At 41.4% G+C, this 23,133-nt stretch carries 19 protein-coding genes, 1 tRNA gene and 1 pseudogene; 17 read left to right on the forward strand and 4 right to left on the reverse strand.

Annotated features, from left to right (window positions below; genetic code table 11):
- The first annotated feature begins 178 nt into the window (after positions 1-178).
- From sppA to HMPREF9442_RS08995, 7 genes are all read left to right on the forward strand, one after another.
- Positions 179-1,942, forward strand: a complete 1,764-nt coding sequence (sppA, locus tag HMPREF9442_RS08965) for a signal peptide peptidase SppA (RefSeq protein WP_008627762.1) — start codon at positions 179-181, stop codon at positions 1,940-1,942.
- A 6-nt stretch (positions 1,943-1,948) separates the two neighbouring features.
- Complete coding sequence (gene lpxK / locus HMPREF9442_RS08970; RefSeq protein ID WP_008627764.1) at positions 1,949-3,049, forward strand: tetraacyldisaccharide 4'-kinase; 1,101 nt, start codon at positions 1,949-1,951, stop codon at positions 3,047-3,049.
- On the forward strand, positions 3,006-3,815 hold the full coding sequence (locus HMPREF9442_RS08975; RefSeq protein ID WP_040602879.1) for a purine-nucleoside phosphorylase: 810 nt from the start codon (positions 3,006-3,008) through the stop codon (positions 3,813-3,815). Before lpxK ends, HMPREF9442_RS08975 begins: the two co-directional genes overlap by 44 nt.
- 13 nt (positions 3,816-3,828) lie before the next feature.
- Entirely contained in the window at positions 3,829-4,917 is a 1,089-nt protein-coding gene (thiL, locus tag HMPREF9442_RS08980; protein WP_008627768.1) for a thiamine-phosphate kinase, read from the forward strand.
- 212 nt (positions 4,918-5,129) lie between these two features.
- Positions 5,130-5,202, forward strand: a tRNA-Phe gene (locus tag HMPREF9442_RS08985).
- Positions 5,203-5,468: 266 nt separating this feature from the next.
- Positions 5,469-5,690: a helix-turn-helix transcriptional regulator gene (locus HMPREF9442_RS08990; protein WP_008627770.1), complete on the forward strand. Its 222-nt coding sequence runs from the start codon at positions 5,469-5,471 to the stop codon at positions 5,688-5,690.
- Complete coding sequence (locus tag HMPREF9442_RS08995) at positions 5,687-9,760, forward strand: restriction endonuclease (protein ID WP_008627771.1); 4,074 nt, start codon at positions 5,687-5,689, stop codon at positions 9,758-9,760. Before HMPREF9442_RS08990 ends, HMPREF9442_RS08995 begins: the two co-directional genes overlap by 4 nt.
- Here HMPREF9442_RS08995 and HMPREF9442_RS09000 read toward each other — a convergent pair.
- From HMPREF9442_RS09000 to HMPREF9442_RS09010, 3 genes are all read right to left on the reverse strand, one after another.
- On the reverse strand, positions 9,750-10,175 hold the full coding sequence (locus HMPREF9442_RS09000; RefSeq protein WP_040602881.1) for a hypothetical protein: 426 nt from the start codon (positions 10,173-10,175) through the stop codon (positions 9,750-9,752). The two genes, HMPREF9442_RS08995 and HMPREF9442_RS09000, sit on opposite strands and share 11 nt — an antisense overlap.
- 1 nt (position 10,176) lies before the next feature.
- The gene (locus HMPREF9442_RS09005) at positions 10,177-10,554 is read right to left on the reverse strand and encodes a hypothetical protein (RefSeq protein WP_040602882.1); all 378 of its coding nucleotides are present in this window, start codon (positions 10,552-10,554) and stop codon (positions 10,177-10,179) included.
- Between the two features lie 81 nt (positions 10,555-10,635).
- Positions 10,636-10,947, reverse strand: coding sequence for a hypothetical protein (locus HMPREF9442_RS09010; protein ID WP_008627774.1), 312 nt, complete (start codon positions 10,945-10,947; stop codon positions 10,636-10,638).
- 192 nt (positions 10,948-11,139) lie between these two features.
- Here HMPREF9442_RS09010 and HMPREF9442_RS09015 point away from each other — a divergent pair, with 192 nt between their 5' ends.
- The 8 genes and pseudogenes from HMPREF9442_RS09015 (at position 11,140) to HMPREF9442_RS09045 (ending at position 18,327) form a co-directional block, all read left to right on the forward strand.
- Positions 11,140-12,072 (forward strand): IS1595 family transposase, encoded by a 933-nt coding sequence (locus HMPREF9442_RS09015; RefSeq protein ID WP_008627775.1) that lies wholly within the window; start codon positions 11,140-11,142, stop codon positions 12,070-12,072.
- 435 nt (positions 12,073-12,507) lie between these two features.
- Positions 12,508-13,365: an AbaSI family restriction endonuclease gene (locus HMPREF9442_RS09020; RefSeq protein ID WP_040602884.1), complete on the forward strand. Its 858-nt coding sequence runs from the start codon at positions 12,508-12,510 to the stop codon at positions 13,363-13,365.
- Between the two features lie 18 nt (positions 13,366-13,383).
- On the forward strand, positions 13,384-14,220 hold the full coding sequence (locus tag HMPREF9442_RS09025) for a hypothetical protein (RefSeq protein WP_008627777.1): 837 nt from the start codon (positions 13,384-13,386) through the stop codon (positions 14,218-14,220).
- Between the two features lie 48 nt (positions 14,221-14,268).
- A complete protein-coding gene (locus tag HMPREF9442_RS09030; RefSeq protein WP_040602885.1) occupies positions 14,269-14,505 on the forward strand; it encodes a hypothetical protein in 237 nt (78 codons plus the stop codon).
- 22 nt (positions 14,506-14,527) lie between these two features.
- Positions 14,528-15,559, forward strand: coding sequence for a type ISP restriction/modification enzyme (locus HMPREF9442_RS16445; RefSeq protein ID WP_008627782.1), 1,032 nt, complete (start codon positions 14,528-14,530; stop codon positions 15,557-15,559).
- Positions 15,560-15,729: 170 nt separating this feature from the next.
- A pseudogene (locus HMPREF9442_RS16920) lies at positions 15,730-15,858 on the forward strand (GmrSD restriction endonuclease domain-containing protein); the annotation flags it as partial.
- Between the two features lie 9 nt (positions 15,859-15,867).
- Positions 15,868-17,253 carry a DUF262 domain-containing protein gene (locus tag HMPREF9442_RS16925; RefSeq protein ID WP_008627784.1) on the forward strand — a complete coding sequence of 462 codons (1,386 nt, stop codon included), beginning with the start codon at positions 15,868-15,870 and terminating at the stop codon, positions 17,251-17,253.
- Between the two features lie 48 nt (positions 17,254-17,301).
- Positions 17,302-18,327: an ATP-binding protein gene (locus HMPREF9442_RS09045; RefSeq protein WP_008627786.1), complete on the forward strand. Its 1,026-nt coding sequence runs from the start codon at positions 17,302-17,304 to the stop codon at positions 18,325-18,327.
- Between the two features lie 472 nt (positions 18,328-18,799).
- On the opposite strand, the gene HMPREF9442_RS09050 is transcribed toward HMPREF9442_RS09045, so the two are convergent.
- A complete protein-coding gene (locus HMPREF9442_RS09050) occupies positions 18,800-20,461 on the reverse strand; it encodes a nucleoside kinase (protein ID WP_008627790.1) in 1,662 nt (553 codons plus the stop codon).
- An 89-nt stretch (positions 20,462-20,550) separates the two neighbouring features.
- On the opposite strand from HMPREF9442_RS09050, the gene HMPREF9442_RS09055 reads away from it, so the two are divergent.
- On the forward strand, positions 20,551-22,239 hold the full coding sequence (locus tag HMPREF9442_RS09055) for a Na/Pi cotransporter family protein (protein WP_008627791.1): 1,689 nt from the start codon (positions 20,551-20,553) through the stop codon (positions 22,237-22,239).
- 126 nt (positions 22,240-22,365) lie between these two features.
- Positions 22,366-23,121: a helix-turn-helix domain-containing protein gene (locus tag HMPREF9442_RS09060; RefSeq protein WP_008627792.1), complete on the forward strand. Its 756-nt coding sequence runs from the start codon at positions 22,366-22,368 to the stop codon at positions 23,119-23,121.
- The last annotated feature ends 12 nt before the right edge of the window (positions 23,122-23,133 follow it).

Raw genomic sequence — 23,133 nt, forward strand, 5'->3', positions numbered from 1 at the left:
TTTTTTTCAGAATGGAAGGAGGTAGATAGCCCCATAAAATCCATAAGCGTTCTCCCAAACGAAGCTGCATTCCGCCAACAGAACCAATTTAAGTATTATTATAAGGTATAGCGTTTGTAAATCGTAGACATTATTGTATATTTGCGTAATTGTGTGGTTTTACCTACTTATACAACGTATGAAAGATTTCGTCAAATATACTTTGGCCACGCTCTGTGGCTTGTTTCTGGCTAGCATAGCCCTCTTCACATTAGGCATCCTGTCCATTGCGGGAATGATGACCATGGAAAGTACCGCCCCATCCATCAAACCCCAATCCGTGCTTCGCCTGACGCTAAACGGTGAATTACAGGAAGATGCACCGAACGACCCTCTCGGAGACCTGTTCGGCAGTACTTACCCCACCCTCAGTCTGAGAGAAATACAGACAGCCATCCAAGGTGCTAAAGAAAATCCGAACATAGACGGTATATATATAGAAGCACAAACCCTCTTGGGGGCGACTCCCGCCATGATACGAGACATCAGGGAATCCCTCGCCGATTTTAAGAAAAGCGGCAAATATATCATCGCATACGGAGACAACTATACCCAAGGGGCTTACTATATTTGCAGCATAGCCGACAGCATCATCCTTAATCCACAGGGGCAGGTAAACTGGTGCGGTATGGCTTCGCAGCCTATTTTTTACAAAGACCTGTTGGAAAAGATAGGCATTAAGATGCAAGTGTTCAAAGTAGGCAGCTACAAATCGGCCGTGGAACCGTTTACAGCCACCCAAATGAGTGACGCCAACCGCGAACAAGTCACGTCCTACCTGAACGACATCTGGCAAACCATGCTGACGGACGTATCCCGCTCACGCTCCATCAAGAAGGACTTGTTGGACGAATACGCAGACAGCATGCTCACATTCCGCCCCGCAGAAGAACTGGTACGGAACGGCATGGTAGACAGCCTTTGCTATATCGACGGGATAAGCCGGATGTTACGCGCAAAAACCGGAAAGGACAAAGGCGCCCTACCCCTCGTCAGTGTGAAAGAACTGGCGGCTGCCACCGAAACAACCCCGAAAAAAGGTGATAAGATTGCAGTCTACTATGCATACGGAGACATCGTAGACCGAAAGACAGAATGGAGCGAAAATGTGATAGACGCAGAAACAGTATGCCACGACCTGAGAACCCTGCGTGAAGACGAATCGGTCAAAGCGGTAGTACTTCGCATAAATTCCGGAGGCGGAAGCGCTTACGCCTCCGAACAGATATGGCATGAAGTGAAATTACTCCGTAAAGCCAAACCCGTGGTCGTATCCATGGGTGGAATGGCAGCCTCGGGCGGTTACTACATCTCCTGCGCCGCCAACTATATCGTGGCCGAACCGACTACGTTGACCGGAAGTATCGGCATTTTTGGCCTCATTCCCGACGCAAGCCAACTGCTCAGCGACAAATTAGGCCTGCATTTCGATGTAGTAAAAACCAATGCACACGCCGATTTCGGCACGCCTGCACGCCCGTTCAATCCTTCGGAAGCTCAAATGATGCAAGGATATATACAACGAGGTTACAAGTTGTTTACCGAACGTGTAGCAGAGGGACGGAATATGGAAACCAGCCAAGTGGAAAAACTGGCCGAAGGACGGGTTTGGACCGGACAGCAGGCCGTAGAGAACGGACTGGCCGATGCCAATGGCAACCTCCAGACCGCTATCAAAAAAGCGGCGTCATTGGCCAAAATAAAAGATTACCATACGGAATACGCACCGACTCCGGCCCCTTGGTACGAGGGGTTGTTTGACCAACAGAAAAAGGACTATCTGAACACGGCCTTACAAGAGACCCTCGGAACATATTACGCCCCGCTAATGAACCTGAGACAGATCCGGCAAATGAGCGTCCTGCAAGCCCGGATACCGTATGAGCCCAACTTTATCAACTAAACCATCATGGAAGGAGACTTAATCAAAATCAACGAATGGTTGTTACCGGTAGCTTGGCTTTACGGAATAGGCGTAAGGATTCGTAACGAGCTTTTCGAAATGGGAATCCTGAAATCCAAAAGTTACGACATACCCGTTATTTCGGTCGGCAATATCACCGTAGGCGGTACCGGGAAAACACCACATACGGAATATCTCATCCGCCTGTTACGAAAGAAGCATAAAGTGGCCGTGTTGAGTCGGGGATACAAACGTAAATCAAAAGGATTCATTTTAGCCACATCCGAAACGTCTATGCCCGCCATAGGCGACGAACCTTATCAGATGAAACAAAAGTTTCCAGATGTCTATGTCGCTGTGGATAAAAACCGTCGCCGGGGAATTGAAAGGTTATGCGACGAGCAAATCGCACCGGGAACAGAAGTCATCCTGTTAGACGACGCATTCCAACATCGTTATGTAAAACCAGGTATCAACATCCTGTTAGTAGATTACCATCGCTTGATTTGCGACGACAAGTTGCTCCCCGCAGGACGTTTGCGCGAACCGAAAGAAGGAAAAGACCGAGCCAATATCGTAATCGTGACCAAATGTCCGGAAGACATCAAGCCCATGGGGTTCCGGGTCATCAGTAAGGCGCTAAAGTTGTATCCCTACCAGAAGCTGTTCTTCTCAACACTGAAATACAGCCGTCTCATACCGTTGTTCGGAGAGGAAGAATATCCTTTGGACGAGTTGCTGCCCCACAAACATGTCTTGCTGCTCACCGGCATCGCTTCGCCGGAACAAATGAAAATGGACCTCGAACATTATGAAACGGATATCACGCCGCTTTCTTTCGGCGACCACCATTATTTCTCGCCCAAAGACGTAGCCCTAATCAACGCAACTTACGCCCGAATGTCCCCGCCGAAGCTAATTGTAACCACAGAAAAAGATGCGACCCGCCTGAAGGGCCTCAACGGCCTGAGCGAAGAGGTTAGAAAATCTCTCTATGCCCTGCCGGTCGAAATAGAGATACTGCAAAATCAACAAGAATCGTTTAACGAAAACATTACTGGTTATGTATTCAAAAATTCAAGAAACAGCATCCTGGCTAAAAAGTAGGATGACAACAAGCCCCACAACGGCTATCGTTTTAGGTACCGGATTAGGTAAACTGGCCAACGAGATTACAGATGCAACCCGCATTTCATACAAAGAAATCCCCAACTTCCCAGTCTCTACGGTAGAAGGGCATTCGGGTAATCTTATCTTCGGAAAACTGGGTGACAAAGACATTTTGGCCATGGAAGGCCGCTTTCATTACTATGAAGGCTACACCATGCAAGAAGTCACTTTTCCCATTCGTGTCATGTATGAGTTGGGCATCAAGACCTTATTCGTCAGCAATGCTGCAGGAGGTACCAACCCCAAGTTTGAAATTGGCGACCTGATGATTATCACCGACCAAATCAACGCACTTCCGGAGAACCCGCTACGCGGCAAGAACTTTCCGACCGGTCCCCGTTTCCCGGATATGTCGGAAGCCTACAACAAGGGACTCATCCAACAAGCACTCGCCATTGCCGAAGAAAAAGGAATCAAGGTACAGCAAGGCGTGTACCTCGCTACACAAGGCCCGACTTTCGAAACTCCGTCTGAATATAAAATGTTCCGCATTTGGGGTGCCGATGCGGTGGGCATGTCTACCGTACCCGAGGTCGTCGTAGCTAATCATTGCGGAATCAAATGCTTCGGTATCAGCGTCATCACCGACCTCGGAGTAGAAGGGAAGATTGTGGAAGTCAGCCACGAGGAAGTACAGAAAGCTGCCGATGCTGTACAACCCCTTATGGCCGAGATTATGCGTGAGATGATAAACCGCGCTTAAAGCCCATAAATTTATGCAAGAAACAAACAGGACAGAAATCTCTACGCTTGGAGAGTTCGGGCTTATCAAACACCTGACAGAAAATATCCGGCTGAAAAACTCTTCCACCCGCTATGGAGTGGGTGACGACTGTGCCGTCATGGAATATCCGGCCGGCAAACAAGTCCTCGTCACCAACGATTTGCTGATGGAAGGCATACATTTCGACCTGACATACGTCCCGATGAAACATCTCGGATACAAGGCTGCCATGGTCAACCTCTCGGACATTTATGCCATGAATGGTACCCCCCGTCAAATGGTGGTCTCCATTGCTTTAGGCAAACGTTTCTGTGTAGAGGACATGGAGGCTTTCTACGATGGTCTCAAAATGGCATGCGAAGCTCATGAGGTCGATATTGTAGGAGGCGATACGACATCTTCGCTTACGGGGTTGGCCATCAGCATTACTTGCATCGGGGAAGCAGACAAAGACAAAGTGGTTTATCGCAACGGAGCCAAGGAAACCGACTTGATCTGTGTCAGCGGAGATTTAGGAGCAGCCTACATGGGATTACAGTTGCTCGAACGCGAAAAAGCCGTTTTCAACCAACAGTTGCAGGAAGCACACAGGAACGAAAACTCAAAGACAGCAGAGGGATTATACGAAGCCCAACCGGACTTTAGCGGAAAAGAGTATTTACTGGAACGACAGCTAAAGCCAGAGGCACGGCGCGACATTGTGCAAGCATTGTCAGCCGCTAATATCCGACCGACTTCCATGATTGACATATCGGACGGACTCAGTTCCGAATTACTGCATATTTGTACGCAAAGCGGTGTCGGTTGCAGGATATATGAAGAACATATTCCCTTAGATTACCAGACGGCTGTCATGGCAGAAGAGCTGAACATGAATGTCACGACCTGCGCCCTGAATGGCGGAGAAGACTATGAATTATTATTTACAGTCCCCATTGCCGACCACGAAAAAGTCAGCCAGATCAAAGACATTAAAATAATAGGCCATATCACCAAGGCCGACTTAGGCTATGCACTCATCAGTAGGGATGGCCAGGAATTTGGACTGAAAGCTCAAGGCTGGAACCCACTTAAAGGCTGATGTGCCGCATTGTTTCAGCCTGGTTGGACAACAATCCTCCTTGCTATCAAAAACAATCCGTCTGCATTTAACTACACTCTCACCTATCTTCTCCGACCCAGAAAACAGGTGAGAGTTTACTTTTTTCTCCTACATTACACAAAAATATATCGAATATATTTGGCATTTCAAATTAAATCACTACCTTTGCACTCGCAAAACAAAAGCAAGTCGGTGCCATAGCTCAGTTGGTAGAGCAAAGGACTGAAAATCCTTGTGTCCCCGGTTCGATTCCTGGTGGCACCACTTTCAAATCAAGCAGTTACTGGTTAAAGTAGCTGCTTTTTTTATTTCTTTTTGCATCTTTTTCGGTGATTTCTATCTGAAGCAAAAAAAGACAAATGAACAACAATAAAAAGTGAAACAAATGATACGTATAAAACGCTTAATACGAACTCCATAGGCGCAATTACAATACAAAAATGGAAGGTTCTTGTTAAGTTCTCATTGTTAATCACTAACTTTGCAAATATCATCTATCAATCATCGCACATTTGCAATATAAGCCAAATATGGGAACAGAGAAGATAAACAGATTAAAAATAGTATTGGTAGAACAAGGTAAAACTGGAAAATGGCTTGCCGGACAGTTAGGAAAGAACGAGGCAACTATTTCACGATGGTGTTCCAATACGAGCCAACCCTCATTGGAAATGTTAATGAAGATAGCTGCCATATTGGGAATAAGTTCAAAAGATTTGATAAACAACGGTATTAACAACGAAACGAAATGACAACATTTACAAAGATAATTGACAAGTTCCGACAAGAAGCATGGTCTGAACGAGATAAAGGTTTTCGCTTTGAACGCCTGATGCAGGCTTATCTGAAAACTACAGCCTTATACGAAGGACTTTTTGAAGAAGTTTGGCTATGGACTGAATTCCCTTGTCAGGACCAATTTGGAGGAAAAGACTTAGGTATTGATTTAGTCGCGAAGACCTTTACCGGAGATTTTTGGGCTATACAATGCAAATGTTATGCGGATGACAACTATATTACAAAAGCAGATGTAGACACATTCCTCTCCACTTCAAGTAAGACCTTTGAAGCGGAAGGCATAGAGCACGCTTTTGCCCAACGCCTGTGGATTTCTACTACCAACAAATGGAACAGTGCCGCCGAACTGACAATCAAGAATCAAACACCGCCTGTAACACGCCTTAATTTGATTGACCTTGAAGCTGATGATGTGGATTGGGAAAAACTGGAGCATGGACTTTATGGCAAGGCTTCTCGCCCCCAACCTTTCTCTATAATGGAGCATCAACGAAAGGCAGTCAATCGGGTACATGAATATTTCCAAACTCACGAACGGGGCAAGCTGATAATGGCTTGTGGAACAGGAAAGACTTTTACTTCTCTTAAAATAGCAGAAAACGAAACAAACAACAACGGTTTGGTGCTTTTCCTTGTTCCCTCCATTGCATTGTTGGGACAGACTTTACGAGCTTGGTCAGCACAAGCCTGTGTTCCTATCCATGCCGTATGTATCTGTTCAGACGGGCAAGTTTCTCAGCAGAAAGTAAAGAATGAAGAAGACGGAGTGAGTATTGTCGATTTGGCTTTGCCTGCCTCAACCAATACAGACTATATTATTCATCAGCTCGAAATTATCCGGCGCAAAGAACGAGAAGGTATGACAGTCGTATTTTCTACCTACCAGTCTATCGAAGTCATATCACGTGCGCAGAAAGAATTACTAAGTCGTACACAAGGCAAATATGGCATTTTCGATTTGATTATCTGCGATGAAGCCCACCGCACTACCGGAGTCTCATTGAAAGGGACGAATGAAAGTGCCTTTATCAAAGTACATAACAACGATTTCATTCAGGCAAAACATCGACTATATATGACTGCCACGCCTCGTCTTTATACAGATGAAGCACGCAAGAAAGCAGAAGAAAATGATGCGATATTGTGCTCTATGGACGATGTGTCAATGTACGGTGATGAGATTTTTCGTATCGGTTTCGGTGAATCCGTAGAAAAACAATTACTGACTGATTATAAGGTATTGATTCTTGCCGTAGGCGACAAGGATATTACGCCTGCACTCCGTGATGTGATAACCAATGAAGACGGCACGATAACCGTAGATAACGCTTCTAAATTTGTGGGTTGCATCAATGCTTTGTCAAAACGGGTATTGGGCGACGAAGGACTTATCAAGACAACCGACCCACTACCTATGCACCGTGCCGTAGCTTTTTGTTCCACCATTAAGGCTTCAAAAGCAACGGCTACTATTTTTACCGATTGCAAATCGGCTTATATGGAAGACGTGAGTACAGAAGACAAGGCTATGATGGTAGATGTCGTGGCACGTCACGTGGACGGTACGATGTCGGCTACCGAACGCGACCAACGGCTAATGTGGCTAAAAGAGCAGTCTGATAACGATAAGGAATGTCGTATGCTGACAAATGCCCGTTGCTTGAGCGAGGGTGTAGACGTACCTTCGCTCGATGCAGTTGTTTTCGTTTCGCCTAAAAACTCACAAGTGGACGTGGTGCAGTCAGTGGGACGTGTCATGCGTCGCAGTCCCGGAAAGAAATATGGTTACATCATTATTCCGGTAGTCATACCAGAGAATGTAGAAGGTGATGAGGTTTTGAGCAAACACCCTAATTTCAAAGTGGTATGGACGGTGCTCAATGCTTTGCGTGCTCATGACGACCGTTTCAATGCTGAAGTCAACAAGATAGAACTTTCCAAACAGAAACCTAAACACATCCTTTTCGGAGGTGTGGGTAGTTCACATGATGACGACAGTGTGGACAGCAGCCTTGCAGATGCTACGAGGCAAGACGCCACCAACGCAGCCATGCAAATGGCACAACAGCTTTCACTGCAATTCGAAGATTTACAGAACGTGTTCTATGCCAAGATGGTGACCAAGGTAGGGAGCAAACGCTATTGGGAGCTTTGGGCAAAAGACATCGCTAAAATAGCAGAAGAACACATCAAGCGCATCAAAACATTGATTGCAGACGAAGGCAAGCACAAGAAAGCATTTGAGCAACTGATGCGCGGACTGCGCAAGAATATCAATCCCAACCTTACTGAACAGGAAGTCATTGAAATGCTTTCGCAGCATCTGATAGCCATGCCTGTATTCGAAGCTCTTTTCGGTAATTACGAGTTTGCTGTCAGCAATCCGGTATCGAAAGCCATGCAAAAAATGCTTGCCTTGCTGGATGATGAAGCCAAGACGGAAGAAGAAAATGAACGCCTGCAAAAATTCTATGATTATGTGCGAACTACGGTCGGTGACATTACCGATGCAGAAGGTCGCCAACGCCTGATTGTAGAGCTTTATGACAAGTTCTTTAAGGTGGCTTCGCCTAAAACGGTGGAAAAATTGGGCATTGTTTATACACCTGTGGAAGTAGTAGATTTCATCATCCGTTCCGTAGGTTATATCATTCAAAAAGAATTTGGACGTTCGCTTTCTGATGAGAATGTACATATCCTTGACCCGTTCACAGGAACCGGCACATTCATCACTCGCTTGCTTCAAAGTGAACTGATAAACCGCGAGGCATTGGCCCGGAAGTACTGCAAAGAAATCCATGCCAATGAAATCGTATTAATGGCTTATTACATAGCCTCTATTAACATCGAGAGCGTATTTCATTCGCTCGTTCCCGAAGAAGAATACCGGACTTTTGACGGCATTTGCTTGACCGATACGTTCCAATTAGGAGAAAAAGATTCTGACGAGAATCTTTATTCCGAACAATTTCCTACTAACTCCAAACGTGTCATGGCGCAGAAGAAATGCCCGATTACAGTTGTTGTGGGTAATCCTCCTTATTCCATTGGACAAAAGTCTGCCAATGACAATGCACAGAACCAATCTTATCCAAGATTGGAGAAACACATTGAAACGACTTATGTAGCGCAATCGGAAGCTAATCTAAACAAATCTGCATACGATAGTTATGTGAAGGCTTTCCGTTGGGCTTCTGACCGTTTGAATGAGAAAGAAGGTGGAGTTATCGGTTTTGTGACTAATGGTGCTTGGTTGGATGCCAATGGATTGGACGGTATGCGCAAATGCTTTGAACAGGAATTCTCTTCGATTTATGTGTTCAATTTAAGGGGGAATCAACGGACCAGTGGAGAACTGTCTCGCAAAGAGGGTGGAAAAATATTTGGTTCAGGCTCTCGCACTCCAATTGCTATCACTATTTTGGTGAAAAAGCGTAAAGCAAATAATTTAGAGAAAGCACAAATCTTTTATCACGATATTGGGGATTATTTAAGCAGGGAAGACAAACTGAAAATCATCAGGCAAATGGGTGACATCAGCAACCCTACGATGATGTGGAAATTGGTTGAACCGAATAAGCATGGAGATTGGATTTCCCCCCGCAACGAGATGTTCAAGCTGTTTATCCCTATTGAGCCTGAAAAGAAGTTTGCGAAGGGGCAGAAAAGTTTCTTTGACACGTATGCTATTGGTGTAGCTACCAATAGAGATGCGTGGGTTTATAATTCTTCTCGGCAAAGACTTGAACAGAATATGCGGTCTATGATTGACTTTTATAATCGACAGAGGGAAGCATATAACGATGCGATAAAGGTTGATAAGAAATTGTTCGTGGAAAGTTTTATCAATACAGATGATTCTAAGATAAGTTGGACTGTCAATCTCAAAAAAGATATTGAAAGAAACATAGAACATAATTATGTTTCAGACTTAAGAGATAGCGCATATCGCCCATTTTTCAAACAAAGATTATATTTCGCAACTATATACTTTATTGTACAAAAAATGAGGTTTAGTTTCTAGGTAAATAATTTTGAGGTGTATTATTATGTTCAGGTATAGCTGTATTCATATTACTTAATTGAGAATACATTTCTTTTTGTGATTGGTCTATATTTTTAAGCCTTTCTAATATTGTTTCTAGATTGTCATCTAATTGCTTACTTGTAATATTTAATTTATCAGCAGTGTCTTTAATATTTTCTGCAACATTATTTATTTTTTCAAATTGTTGTTGTATTTGAATATTAGAAGTATATGTGTATTGTATAGCAAATATCGAAAGAGTTATTGATAATATTGCAGACGAATATGATATAAACTCCATGATTTTAGTTGCATTACAAATTCTTTCTGCTAGTATAAATGATAACAATGCGATTATAACGATTCCCATTATTGAGATAATCCACCAAAAATGAGGAGATTTTGTTCCCATATTACAAATCTTTGATTTTTACTTTAATTTCTTCCAAAATACTTGCATATAATATAAAAATTCTATTAAATAAATCATCAATTTTGTCCATTGTATATGCAAATTGTTCTACCGAAATCCAAACATTCTTGTCATCAACAATAAAAACTTTGGCTACTTTAAACTTTAAGTTTATATCGTTTACTAATTGTATTATTTTATCTTTATTATCTGTAACTTGTAAAAGATTTGGTAGCATAATGCGGAAATAAAACGGATCATCTTTATAAATTACAAACAAATAATATAAATCATCTTTTTTGAAAGATATAGTAGTTTCATCTTCATTTTGAATGGTTATATTATTTATTAATAGATAATTCTTAAATGTATTTAACATGACTTTTTTGCTGCAAAAATACATAATTTATTGTGTTTTATGAATGATTGTAATGTTTAATTGGGATGGTTTTGTGAATATTTAGCATAATGAGCGGTTTCTCCAAAACAAGAAGTTCTTTCTACCATTGTCAAACTCAAATCTTACAAGAAACTCATTCACTACATCCGTTTCGTAGATAGTTACAAGCCCCGATTGTAATTCTATATCCTTAATCAGTTTGCAATCCTTGTTGAGATATGCCAAAACTTCACTCCATATCTCACTGTCAACATCCGCAGTATAGGAAATTTCGTTGTTGCCATAATACTCATGGAGTACATCACGAAGTTCGGAGTTTCCTATCTTGTTGGAAGTAGTTGTACCAATCTGCTGTAATACAAATGATTTCATATCGCCTAATTGTTTGATAAAATATGTATTGAAACATATCAAGAGAAAATTTCATCCAAAGATGATTTTTTAACATTTTAAATGAAATTTCCGTGATGTTGTGGGTATAATTCACTATACCGATTAACAATCGGTAGTGAATATATAAGCCAACAAGTTGGCTTTAATTCCAAAAATCAAACAACGAATTATATGGCAACATTCCACTCACTACTCCAAATGATGGATACGCTGCATACCGAAGAGGATTGCAGGGTATATCTGGAGAATATGCGTTGGAATGGAAAGCCTATTTGTCCGCATTGTGGCTCAATATCCGAACATCACTATAAACTGACCAAAGATGGAAAATTTGAAGGTCTTTATAAGTGCAAGGATTGTCGTTGTCGGTTTACTGTGAGACAAGGAACCATGTTTGAAGGCTCAAATCTTCCGTTGAAGAAATGGTTTTATGCAATCTATCTGTTCTTGTCGCACAAGAAAGGAATAAGCAGTTGTCAGTTGGCTCGTGATATTCAAGTTACACAGAAAACCGCATGGTTTATGCTGCATCGTATTCGCCATAATGTGAAAGACGATGACGCAAACTTTGATGATATGACGCAAATGGACGAAACTTATATGGGCGGTAAAACTCGTCATCACGGAAAAGGATTGCAAGGTCGTTCATTAAAAGAGAAAACACCAATATTCGGTATGATTTCGGACGGACTTGTATATGCGAAAGTAGTACCGAATGTTAAACAAGAAACGTTATTCCCGATTATTGATAAACTTGTCCGTAAAGGCTCAACTGTGATTACAGATGAATTGAACGTCTATAATCCGTTATACAAGGAATATGAACACAAGACTATTCCTCATAAGAAACATATTTACGTTGTGGACGGTTATCATACCAATTCGATAGAGGGATTTTGGAGTCATATCAAACGTGGTGTAAAAGGTATCTACCACCTTGCGAGCAAGAAACATTTACAGAAATATTGCAAGGAGTTTGTTTTTCGATATAACACACGCAAGCAAACGGATTCTGACAGATTCAATGATTTCTTGAGGAGTTTCACGGAACGGTTGTACTACGGAGAACTTTTGGAGAAACCGGAATGGGTATATAACTATTAAACTAAAAATGAAAATCCAATCACAGTAACGTGGTTGGACTTTTTATGCTTATAACATAGAATTATCTATAAATTTGGATGGCGGTCTGCGATATGTCTTGAAAATCTTTTGTTTATCTCAAAAAATATCCGTTACTTTGTAATCGAACAAAAGTAAAAGGAGATTTTAAAGAAACAGACATAAGAATTTAAAGGCATATTACAAGCAACTTGTAGACAAGTTATTTGGCTTAGCTAAATCTGGTAAATTTCGTGAAGTTCCAAGTAATAAGTCGAAAGGTCAGTTTGTACCCTGCAAAGGGCGCAGACTGCTTTTCCTTATTTGAACTTCGAGGTTTTACCAGAACCCAGCTAAGAAAATGAGTGAAAAGTTTAGGCTGTGTCCTTTTCTTTTTGCTAAAAAGTGAAATATGGTACAAACTCAAAGTTCAAGGATATGGATTATAAATTAGACTACATGGAACGTCTTTTTGCCAAGATAAGCAAGAAAAAGACAGAATCCTATGTCATAAGTAGAATATGGCATCAGTTGGATGATGACCGTGTGAAATTTGTCGTCCAACAATACATCAGAAGAACACAAGACAAGTACGCACTCGCAGACTTGTATCTGCCACAACTCAATATCTTTATTGAAATCAACGAGCCTTTCCATAAGAATAACACGGAAATAGACAAAATCCGTAATGAGGAAATTCTAAACATTACCAATTCCAAACCCATCATCATTGATTGTGATAACAACATTCAAGAAATTCACCACCAGATTACAGATGTTGTTTCGTTGATAAAACAATGCATTCAGGAAATGGGTGATAACTTCCAACCGTGGGATGATGTAAGTACATTATCGGTGGAATATCATCGGAACAAAGGTTATCTGAAAGTTGATGATAACGAATGCTTGCGTACTACAGATGATGTTGCGGAAACATTTGGAACTAAACCTAAGCATCGTGGTTTCTTACGTGCTTCGGGCGCAGCTGTTCCAAACAAGAAAAACGAAATAATTTGGTGGCCGAATACGGAACACCGTCTTTGGTGCAACGAACTTTCGGAGGATGGAATGTTCATATATGAATATCCGAAAGCAGAGAATAAACGAACGGCACACCTAAAGCAATGGCTTTCAGCACCCGAAGAAACAAGAATTACATTCTTGCGTTACAAGGATGATTTGGGATTTTGTTTTTATCGCTTCGTGGGTGTGTTCAATCTCAATAAAGAGAAATCAATTAAAGAGAATAAATGTGTCTGGGAACGTGTCTCAAATACTTATCAACTTAATGTGTAATGCCAAACTTTAAATAAAATGACTGAAATAACAGGTAAAAGAGCCCAACAAGAAAGAGAAAAAAGATTAAGAGAACAAGACGCTGCTATAAGAAGTAAAATTAACGCTTTGTCTTATGACGCCAATCAAGTTGAAGAAAATTTCTCTATTATAGAAACTTTACTCAGTGAAAACAAAAGAAACAAGAAAGTTGGATTTGATAGAATTAGTATAGAAGTATATAAAAGTAAAGTGTTAAAGAATATAGCTGAACTTGAAAATGACATGATGACGCTTGCTACTTTAGATTCATCGAAAGCATCAACTATATCTTCATATTATGAAGATAAGATAAAGAATTGGCGGGAGCGATTGAAAAAATTAGAACCACAAATTCGTAACATACTATTAACTGGTGTAGATGATAAGGATGCGTTGGATAATTTATCTTTTTGGAATAGAATAACAGGAACTATCAAAAATATTGAAGAAAGCAATAAAGGTTCAGAGCAATCACAAAAAGAATTCAAAATAATAAATAGAGTTACATTCAGTAAAGACCCTGATGAACTTACTCAAACATTACTTAATTTTAGTAATGTAATTAATGGTGAAATAAGTGCTTTTGATTTTATTGGCAATGAACATAGATTTTCAGAAGCCAGAGAAAAATTTGCGAATGGCGTATTACTGTTGAAATCTATAGAACCAACTAACAAAACCATTCCTTATTTTGAAGAACTACAACAGAAATGGGAAGATAAAAGGAAGTTTCATATTAAATTACGGATTTATATTGTTATAGGTATTTTAGCTTTATCGCTTCTATTTTACATTCTTTATGAACTTGGATTTTTGGAATTTTTAAAAGAATAGAATTATGGGAGATGGAAAGTGGGGGTTAATAGCCCTTATTCTTTATTTATGCAGAAACATTATTTATGTTCTGTTTTGGGGATTGGTAGCTGTTGTATGTTATTTAATTTTACAGATATTATGAAGATACCCGGATTAAGTTTTTCACTTAAAAGAGCACTTGGCGTTACTGCTGCCAAACAAAAGATAAGCAGAAAAACAGGTGTACCAATGACTAAACAAGGCTTGGAAAGGAAAGTTGGACGATTTGTTATTAATACTATTTTCGGAACTAGAAAGAAATAGTTTGTCAATAAAAAACTGTAAAATGCGGAAAAGGGAAAAACTTCTCCGCATTTTTTTTTTGTTTTTATGTAATGGCTATCTGCTATTCCATATATTATTAAAGGTAAAACTTCTATTATACAAAACCGTTGGTACAATAAAGTATATAATTGCGTTATATTTTGATAAACCCTTTATTGAACGTATAGGTCTTTCATCTAAACTATTCCCCACTCCCAACCACAAGAACCTTGTGATTTGTGTGTCATGTGTCAGTGCCAATAATGGATTATCTGTATCTCTAACAGATTGCATTCCAGACTTACATTATATAGGTGATACTCAATGTTTCCCTCTTTATTGGTATGACAGCAACGACACTGATATTGCCAACTTGTTTAATCAAGAAACGGAAAGGCCGATGGACAGATATGTGCGTAAAGACGGAGTAACCGATTGGATATTAAATACAACCCGTAAGCAATATGGCTACAAAGTAACGAAAGAGGACATCTTCTATTACGTCTATGGACTGCTCCATTCCCCCGACTATCGTACCTCTTTTGCCACAGACTTGAAAAAGTCCTTGCCACGCCTGCCTTTGGTGGAGAAAGCGGATGACTTCTGGACATTCTGCAAAGCCGGACGTGAGCTTGCCAACCTGCATCTGAATTATGAAACGATAGAACCTTATCGAAAATGTATTGTCCAATTCGCACCGCTGACAAACAAAGGAGACAAAATGAACTATCACGTAGAGAAAATACGTTTCGGCAAAATTGATAGTAAGACATCCGACAAGAGCGTCATCCATTATAACCATGCCATTACCATTACCGGCATTCCCGCCGAAGCCTACGAATATGTGGTAAACGGAAAGTCTGCTATCGAGTGGATAATGGAACGCTATTCCATAACTACCGACAAGAAAAGCGGCATCACCAACGACCCTAACGACTGGGCACGCGAGCATAACGATGAGAAATACATCTTCAACCTTCTGCTCCGGGTCATAAATGTATCGGTACAGACGGTGAAGATCGTGAAAAGATTACCGAAGTTGAAGTTTAAATAAAAAATATATGGCTTTTTCAGCAGAACAAAGACCCATTAGTAAGCTATTAAATGATTGCATACTAGAGATTCCTCGGAATCAAAGACATTATGTTTGGAAGAAAGATAATTGGCAAGATTTACTTTCTGATATTAACTTTATTGTAAAAAAATAAGGATGATAAAAGACACTTTATTGGTAGTATTGTGTTAAAAAGAGAGGAATCTATAAACGGATTGGATAGGTATACTATAATTGATGGGCAACAACGAACCATCACCATTATGTTATTTCTATCTGCAATAATGAAATTGTTCTAAGATAAAGAAATGGAGAAGGATTTTAAAGGAACAATACCATATTTAATTTCTAAAGATAGAAAAAATGAGGCATATTGCATATTACACTCAGAGGAACATTTGTTTATCAAGGATTTTGTATTCAAAGTTACTAATTATGATGAGAATAGAAATATAAATGAACTCATAAAATTGTCAAGCATAGACAGAAAAAAGGAAGATAATATAGCTAAAGCCATTCTTTTCTTTTACGATGAGCTAAAAGAAATGAGTAATAAAGAAATAGAACCAAGTGCTTACTTAATAGCAATGCGAGATGCTCTCATAGATACAAATTGTGTGGAAATTATTGCAGATACAGAAGAGGACTCTTATACTATATTTGAAATCCTTAATGCCCGGGGACAAGCTTTGGCTGATCATGAACTTTTGAAAAATTATATCATGAGATATATTTTACCACAAAATGCGGTTGATGAAGTCAAAAAAAAATGGGAGATATTAGAGGGGTTATTAGGTGGATCTATTAATCGCTTCTTTAAACATTATACAGCGCATAAGATACAAGTAACAAATAAAGAACAAATTTTTCGAATTCTCCAGAGAACTTATCCTAAAGATAAAGTGGGTGCTCTAATGAAAGATATCATGTTAAAGTCCCGTTATTATCATACTATTATTTCACCCCAGAAATCAGGTGAAAATAAAAATTGTTCTGAAGTTGAATACAAAGTATTTTCTTTCTTTAAAGAAAAACGTGCAGAACAATTTAGACCTATTTTATTAAGTCTAATGGATAAGAAAGAAAACAACCAATTATCATCTGAGAAATATGAAGATGCATTGCATTTCTTGTACTCATTTTTTGTGTGTTACAATATTATAGGTGAAGAAAAATCAAACAAACTGGAAGATGTGGTATATAAGTATGCTCCAATTTTAGAGAATAATTTTAGCGAACAAGAATTAGAAAACTTTATAAACGGTATAAAAAAGAAAATCCCGTCATTAAAAACATTTACTGAAAGATTAAAGACATTAGGCTGGTCGAATCACAATGACTTTTATAAATCTCAAAAGAATAAAGATAGGGTCAGAATCGTATTAGAGTTGATAGAAGAACATTTGTCAGGTAGAATTAATTTTGAGGAATCTTCTCTTGAGCATATTCTTCCTGATTCACAAGATAATGAAAACGCCTTAATCGGTAATATTATCTTGTTAGAAAATAGAATTAATCAAAATTGTAAAGACAAGCCTTTCCGAGAGAAACTGAACTTCTATAGGGATTCTAATTATAAAATGGCTAGAGAATTGGCAAATCGTTACGGAGACAAAGAATTTTTGCCTCAAAAAAGAACTGATTTTTTAGCAAATATAATATATAAAGACATTTTACATTTAGATAAAATATGATGTCAACCGAATCCCAAAACATAGAATTCAAAGGCACTCGACCGCTTCATGCTTCGCAAGCAGGGCAAGACTTGGGATGGTGTACCTGTGCCTTATCTGAAAGCGGAGGACTTGGATAACGCTACGTTTGATTTGTTCCGCAAGTATGCCAAACGGAGCGGACGCATGGAGGAAGCGGACTTAATGGACGATAATCATGGACTGTTGGAGAAGCTCCGACTTTATGAAGGCAGTTACTTGAAACGTGCTGCTGCCTTACTATTCCATCCCGACCCGGAAAAGTATGTGACCGGAGCGTTTGTAAAGGTTGGCTTCTTCCGCGAAGGTATGGATTTGGTATATCAGGACGAAGTGCACGGCAATCTGTTCCAGCAAATCATGAAACTGATGGACTTGCTGTGTACCAAGTACATGAAAGCCATCATTACCTACGAAGGCATCCAACGGATAGAAACATTGCCTATGCCCCATGAGGCACTCCGTGAAGCATTATTGAATGCCTGCATCAACAAAGACTACGCAGAACCTTCTCCTATTCAAATCCGCGTGTATGAAAACAAGTTGGAGATAATCAACGGTGGGGTACTGCCCGAAGGATGGACGGTGGAAACCTTATTGTCCTCACATCGGAGTATGCCTTATAACCCTGATATAGCCAATACGTTTTTTCGTGCTGGTGAGATTGAGGCATGGGGACGCGGCATCGAGCGCATTATCACTGCTTGTAAGAAAGATGGATTCTCCACACCGGAATTTCGTTATGATGCTTCGGGTATATGGACAACCTTTAAGTTTGAGTACCCGGAAAGGGCTACGATCCAAAGCGACCAGAAAACTACCCAAAAGACCATACAAAAGACCATACAAAAGACCATACAAAAGCTAACGGAGCAACAACAAGCCATATTGGTCTATCTGAATGAACACCCCAATGCCACACGAAAAGAATTATGTGAGAAGATTCCAGGTGTGACAATGGGAGGTGTTATACACAATCTTTCCCGCCTTCAAGAGCTTGGCTTACTGAAACGTATAGGAGGCAGGAAGCAAGGATATTGGCAAATTATAGAATAAAAAAGGATTATGGACGATTGGGAAGAATCTGAAAACTGGCACGAGGACTTGATGGCATGGGAACGCTTTCAAGATGAGCTTGAAAGGATTAATGGATCCCCCTATAAATTTCTAAAAAGCCCCTTCATCTTTCAGTTCGACCCGTAACCCATTGTCTGAAAGCCTATTGACGGGCTGAAGGATTAGGTGTGCATCTTTCAGCCTGCTGTCATGCAGAAGAGGCCAAATCATTCTGCGCCAAACGAAAAATCGTTCGGCTGAGAATGATTTTTCGTTTGGCGCAGAAAAAAATAGCGTCATGCCCAAGGCAATGTCCGCCTCTCTACGAAGTAGGGCTGAAACATGGCTGAAAGATGTCCGGATGAAAGTTCAGCCTATAACCATCTTATTATAAACCTATTATATCAATCCCTGAAGGATGAAAGGCAATTTCGTAAAACTCTTGGGGGGAGGGAAGCCGCATGAACTATCCTTAATAATGGAAAGAGCTTCCCCCCACAAACTCACGCAGCAGGGAAGTCGGTGGAATTTCATCGTCTGCCATAGGCACGAAATAGCGCAGGAACTTACGCAAACGATAAGCCTCGGAATACTCCGGTACATTTTCAGGCACCCTTTCCAATATCGGCAGAGCCTGGTTGCGAATGACCGCCAATTCGAACAACAAAGCACTGTTGAACATGGCATCGGCCTCCTCCTGATAAGGGAAAATCCATTTGTCTTCTCCCTCGCGTACACTGGGCCAACGGCGGATGGTATCCAAGGCCGAATAGCCCCGATATTTGTAATCGCGGATGATACGCCGCAACAAACGGTTGTCCGTAGTCGGAATATAATTATGCGCATCCAACAAGATGGTCGTCATGGCCGAGACATAAATACGATATTTGTATTGTTCCTCAATCTGGGCTGTCAGCTCAGGATTCAAACCGTGAATACCCTCCAGAATCAGAATCATGTGGTCTTCCAACCGAAGTTTCTTCCCACTCTTCTCACGCAGACCTGTCTGAAAATTAAAATGAGGCAGTTCCACCTCCTCACCTGCCAACAAAGCCTGCAGTTGACTGTTGAAAAACGGAAGATCCAAAGCATAGAGCGACTCGAAATCATATTCTCCATGCTCGTCCCGTGGCGTATGTTCCCGATCCAAGAAGTAATCATCCAACGATATGGGATAAGGTTTTATCCCGTTAGCCATCAACTGAATGGACAAGCGTTTGCTGAATGTCGTCTTCCCACTCGACGACGGGCCGGCTATCAATACCAGTTTCAGATTCCGCCTCGACTGTATTTCATCGGCAATACGTACGATCTTCTTTTCCTGTAATGCCTCGGCTACGTTGATCAACTCCGTAGTCCGACCCTCTTGACAAGCTTTGTTAAAGTCACCTACAGTACCCAGTCCGACAATTTCCTGCCAACGATGATGTTCCCGAAAGATTTCAAGCATTTTCTCCTGATGTACCATCTCCTCCAGTTCTTCGGGATTCTTCCTGGAGGGAATACGCAACAACAGGCCATCGTAATATTTCATTACGTCAAACACTTTCAACCCTCCCGTCGATGTCAGCAGCGAACCGTAAAAATAATCCACCGTCTGGTCCAACTGGTAATAATGCGTGTAGATAGCACCGTAACTCTCCAACAACCTCACCTTACTCGTCATTCCCTGACGACGGAACATTTCTATCGCGTCCTCCGTAGGACTTTGTATACGATGGAAAGGTATATCGGCATCTACAATTTCACGCATCCGGCGCCAAATGGCCGTCACGTCATCCTCTTCTATCGGCCGCCCTATACGCAAGTCGCAATAGTACCCTCTCGATACCGGCGTCTCGATGCGCAACACACACCCGGGAAATAAATCTTTCACTGCTTTTACCAACACGAAAAAAAGCGAGCGGGTATAAGTACGCATCCCTGAAGATGAAGTGACATCAAGGAACTCCACATCTTTATCATTATAAAAACGATAATGAAGTCCTTCCACCTTATTATTGACCTTCGCACTGACCGGTCCGTAAGGCATTTGCAGATTTAACGCATGATAAGCATCCCAAAGTGTACTTCCGATAGGGAGTTGAAGAGTTTTTTTATTATTTTTGCAACGTATTTTGATTTCTTGTACCATAAAGCTTTTCGGGGATTTGAATAAACACCTTAAAAATAGGCAATGGGACGGAGAAAACATACTATCATTCACTTATATTTCGACTGTTTATGGTGGTTTTAGCATTTTTAAAACTTTTAGGTTGCCTTGGCCTGCTGATGTACGGTACAAGACTCATGGGAGAGAGTCTGCAGCAACTGGCCGGAGACCGGCTCAGACATATTCTCGATTCACTGACCACCAACCGCTTCACGTCATTACTCACCGGGGCATTGGTCACAGCCATGATACAGTCTTCCACCGCAGCTTCTCTGATGACCGTTAGTTTCGTACATGCCGGTATGCTCACACTCGTCCAAGCCCTGCCTATCCTCATGGGAGCATCAGTAGGCAATACATTCATCGCCTGGATTATGGCCGCCGAATTCAATTTCAGCATCAGTAACTACATTTATCCCTTGATATTAGTGGCGTTTATAATGACCTACTACCGCAAATGGAATGCGTTGGGAAACTCTATCTTCGGCCTATGCTTCATCCTGCTGAGCCTTGGCCTGCTCTGCCACATGGCAGACGACATGACGCTGACCGGTCCTGACGGTATAGCCCGCTACTTGGCCGTCTCCCATGAGAATTACGGTTCATACGCCATATTGTTATTCATTGGTGCCGCCGTCACTTTCGGCGTACAGTCCTCGGCCGTTCTCATGGCCACTTCAATGGCCCTGTGTTCCACCGGCGTATGGTCCATCTATTCCGGCGTGGCTTTTGTGCTGGGTGAGAATATCGGCCGCGCCATCGTCACTTGCCGTGCGGCATCTTCTGCCGGAACGCCTGCCCGCCGTACGGCTCTCGGACAACTGGTTTTCAATCTGAGTGGCGTAACCTGGATGTTTTTGGCCTTTCCTTACTTCGTCAATTTGCTATGTGACTTTATCCATTTCGACCCGACGCAAAAACTCATGACGGCCGACAAAAATCTGGCTTACGTTTTGGCAGCCTTTCATACCGGTTTCAATCTTTGCAACGCCGCCCTGTTTATCGGTTTGGTCAACCCTCTCGAACAACTGGCTACCCGCTGGGTGGCCAAACCACGACACAACGACGAAGAGGAAAGCCAGTTGCGTTTCATTACCAAAGGGATACTCGACACTCCGGAACAGTCCATCATGGAAGCCCGTAAGGAAATCATCAACTATGCCGACACCGTCACAAAAATGTTCACACAAACCCGTTTCCTGTTCTCCGTATCCAACGAAACGGAATTTAAAAATATTTTCACATTGGTGGAACACTATGAAGACATTTGCGATGAAATGGAAGTAGACATAGCCAACTACTTGAACAAAATCAGTACCGAAGAGCCATCGGCCGACCTTAAACGTGCCATCTGCGGCATGCTACGCGAAGTGGCCGAAATAGAAAGCATCGGAGACAGTTGCCATCACATCGCCCATACTGCCCGGAGGAACTACCGAAGCACCCAACAACTCACGGAGAAACAGTTGGAACACATTCACCAAATGTTCCAACTGGCAGAACAAGCACTGGAACAAATGCGGACCATCTTATCCATCCGGAAAGCCCCGAGAGAGGCTTCCACAGCCTACTATATAGAAAGGGAAATCAATAAATTCCGCAATCAACTGCGTAACCTGAATTTTACAGACGTAAACAACGGTGTGTATAATTATCAGACCGGGGCAATGTATATGGATGTCATCAACGAATGCGAACAACTCTCCGACTGTATCCTCAATGTAACGGAAGCACGGTTGGAGACCAACACACCGTCCTGAACAGAAGAACTCTTCCCCCTCCGTTTATCGTTTTATGACAGGCAAATAAAAGCAACAAAATTTGTTTTTCCACATTAAACACATTACTTTTGCGAAGTAAATTTATTAACCTAATCATTTATCATCATGGATAATTATAAAACCCTTCTTAATAGTTTTGCCATCACCGAGGAAATCAGTGAAGACCAATACACCCAATTGGAAGATTTGACAACTGGCGTCAGAGCCAATACATATATTTCACCGGGAAGTTACTACATTATTGATTTCTATAAAATGGAATTTTACCATGTGTTCGAAAACCATTGCTTTTTATGCGGATACACACCACAAGAAGTCCGGCGTATGGGATTTGACTTTTACCTCAAGTGTATCCCCAAAAACGAAGCCCCCATGTTATTTGAAATCACACGTGCGGGATTTGAGCGTTTCAACCAACTGCCGGAACAAGACAAAATGGAGTATTCCCTCTATTACAACTTCCATTTGAAGAAAGAAAGCTTCAAAATCCTGGTCAACCAAAGAATCGCTCCATTAAAGCTCTGCCATGGTAAATTATGGTTGGCCCTTTGTGTAATGACCCCTGCAGCATGTAATGAAACAGGAAGAGTGTTCCTTCGCAAACACCAAGGTATCCCCTCTGCATTTTTCTATTCCCTGAAAGAAAAAGCATGGTCGGAATTTACTTTCATCACCTTGAGCGAAATAGAAAAACAAGTCATCTTCTGCGGCTTAAAAGGCATGTCCCTCCAAGAAACAGCTGAAGAAATATGCCGGGGAGTTGACGCTGTCAAGAAAGTCCGGCGTAACCTGTTAAAAAAAAGCGGAACAAAAAATTTCAGAAGTTTCTGCCAACTCTGCCTCCAACACCATTTGATATAGTGCCGACGACAA

The sequence above is a fragment of the Paraprevotella xylaniphila YIT 11841 genome (assembly GCF_000205165.1).
Classification (GTDB): domain Bacteria; phylum Bacteroidota; class Bacteroidia; order Bacteroidales; family Bacteroidaceae; genus Paraprevotella; species Paraprevotella xylaniphila.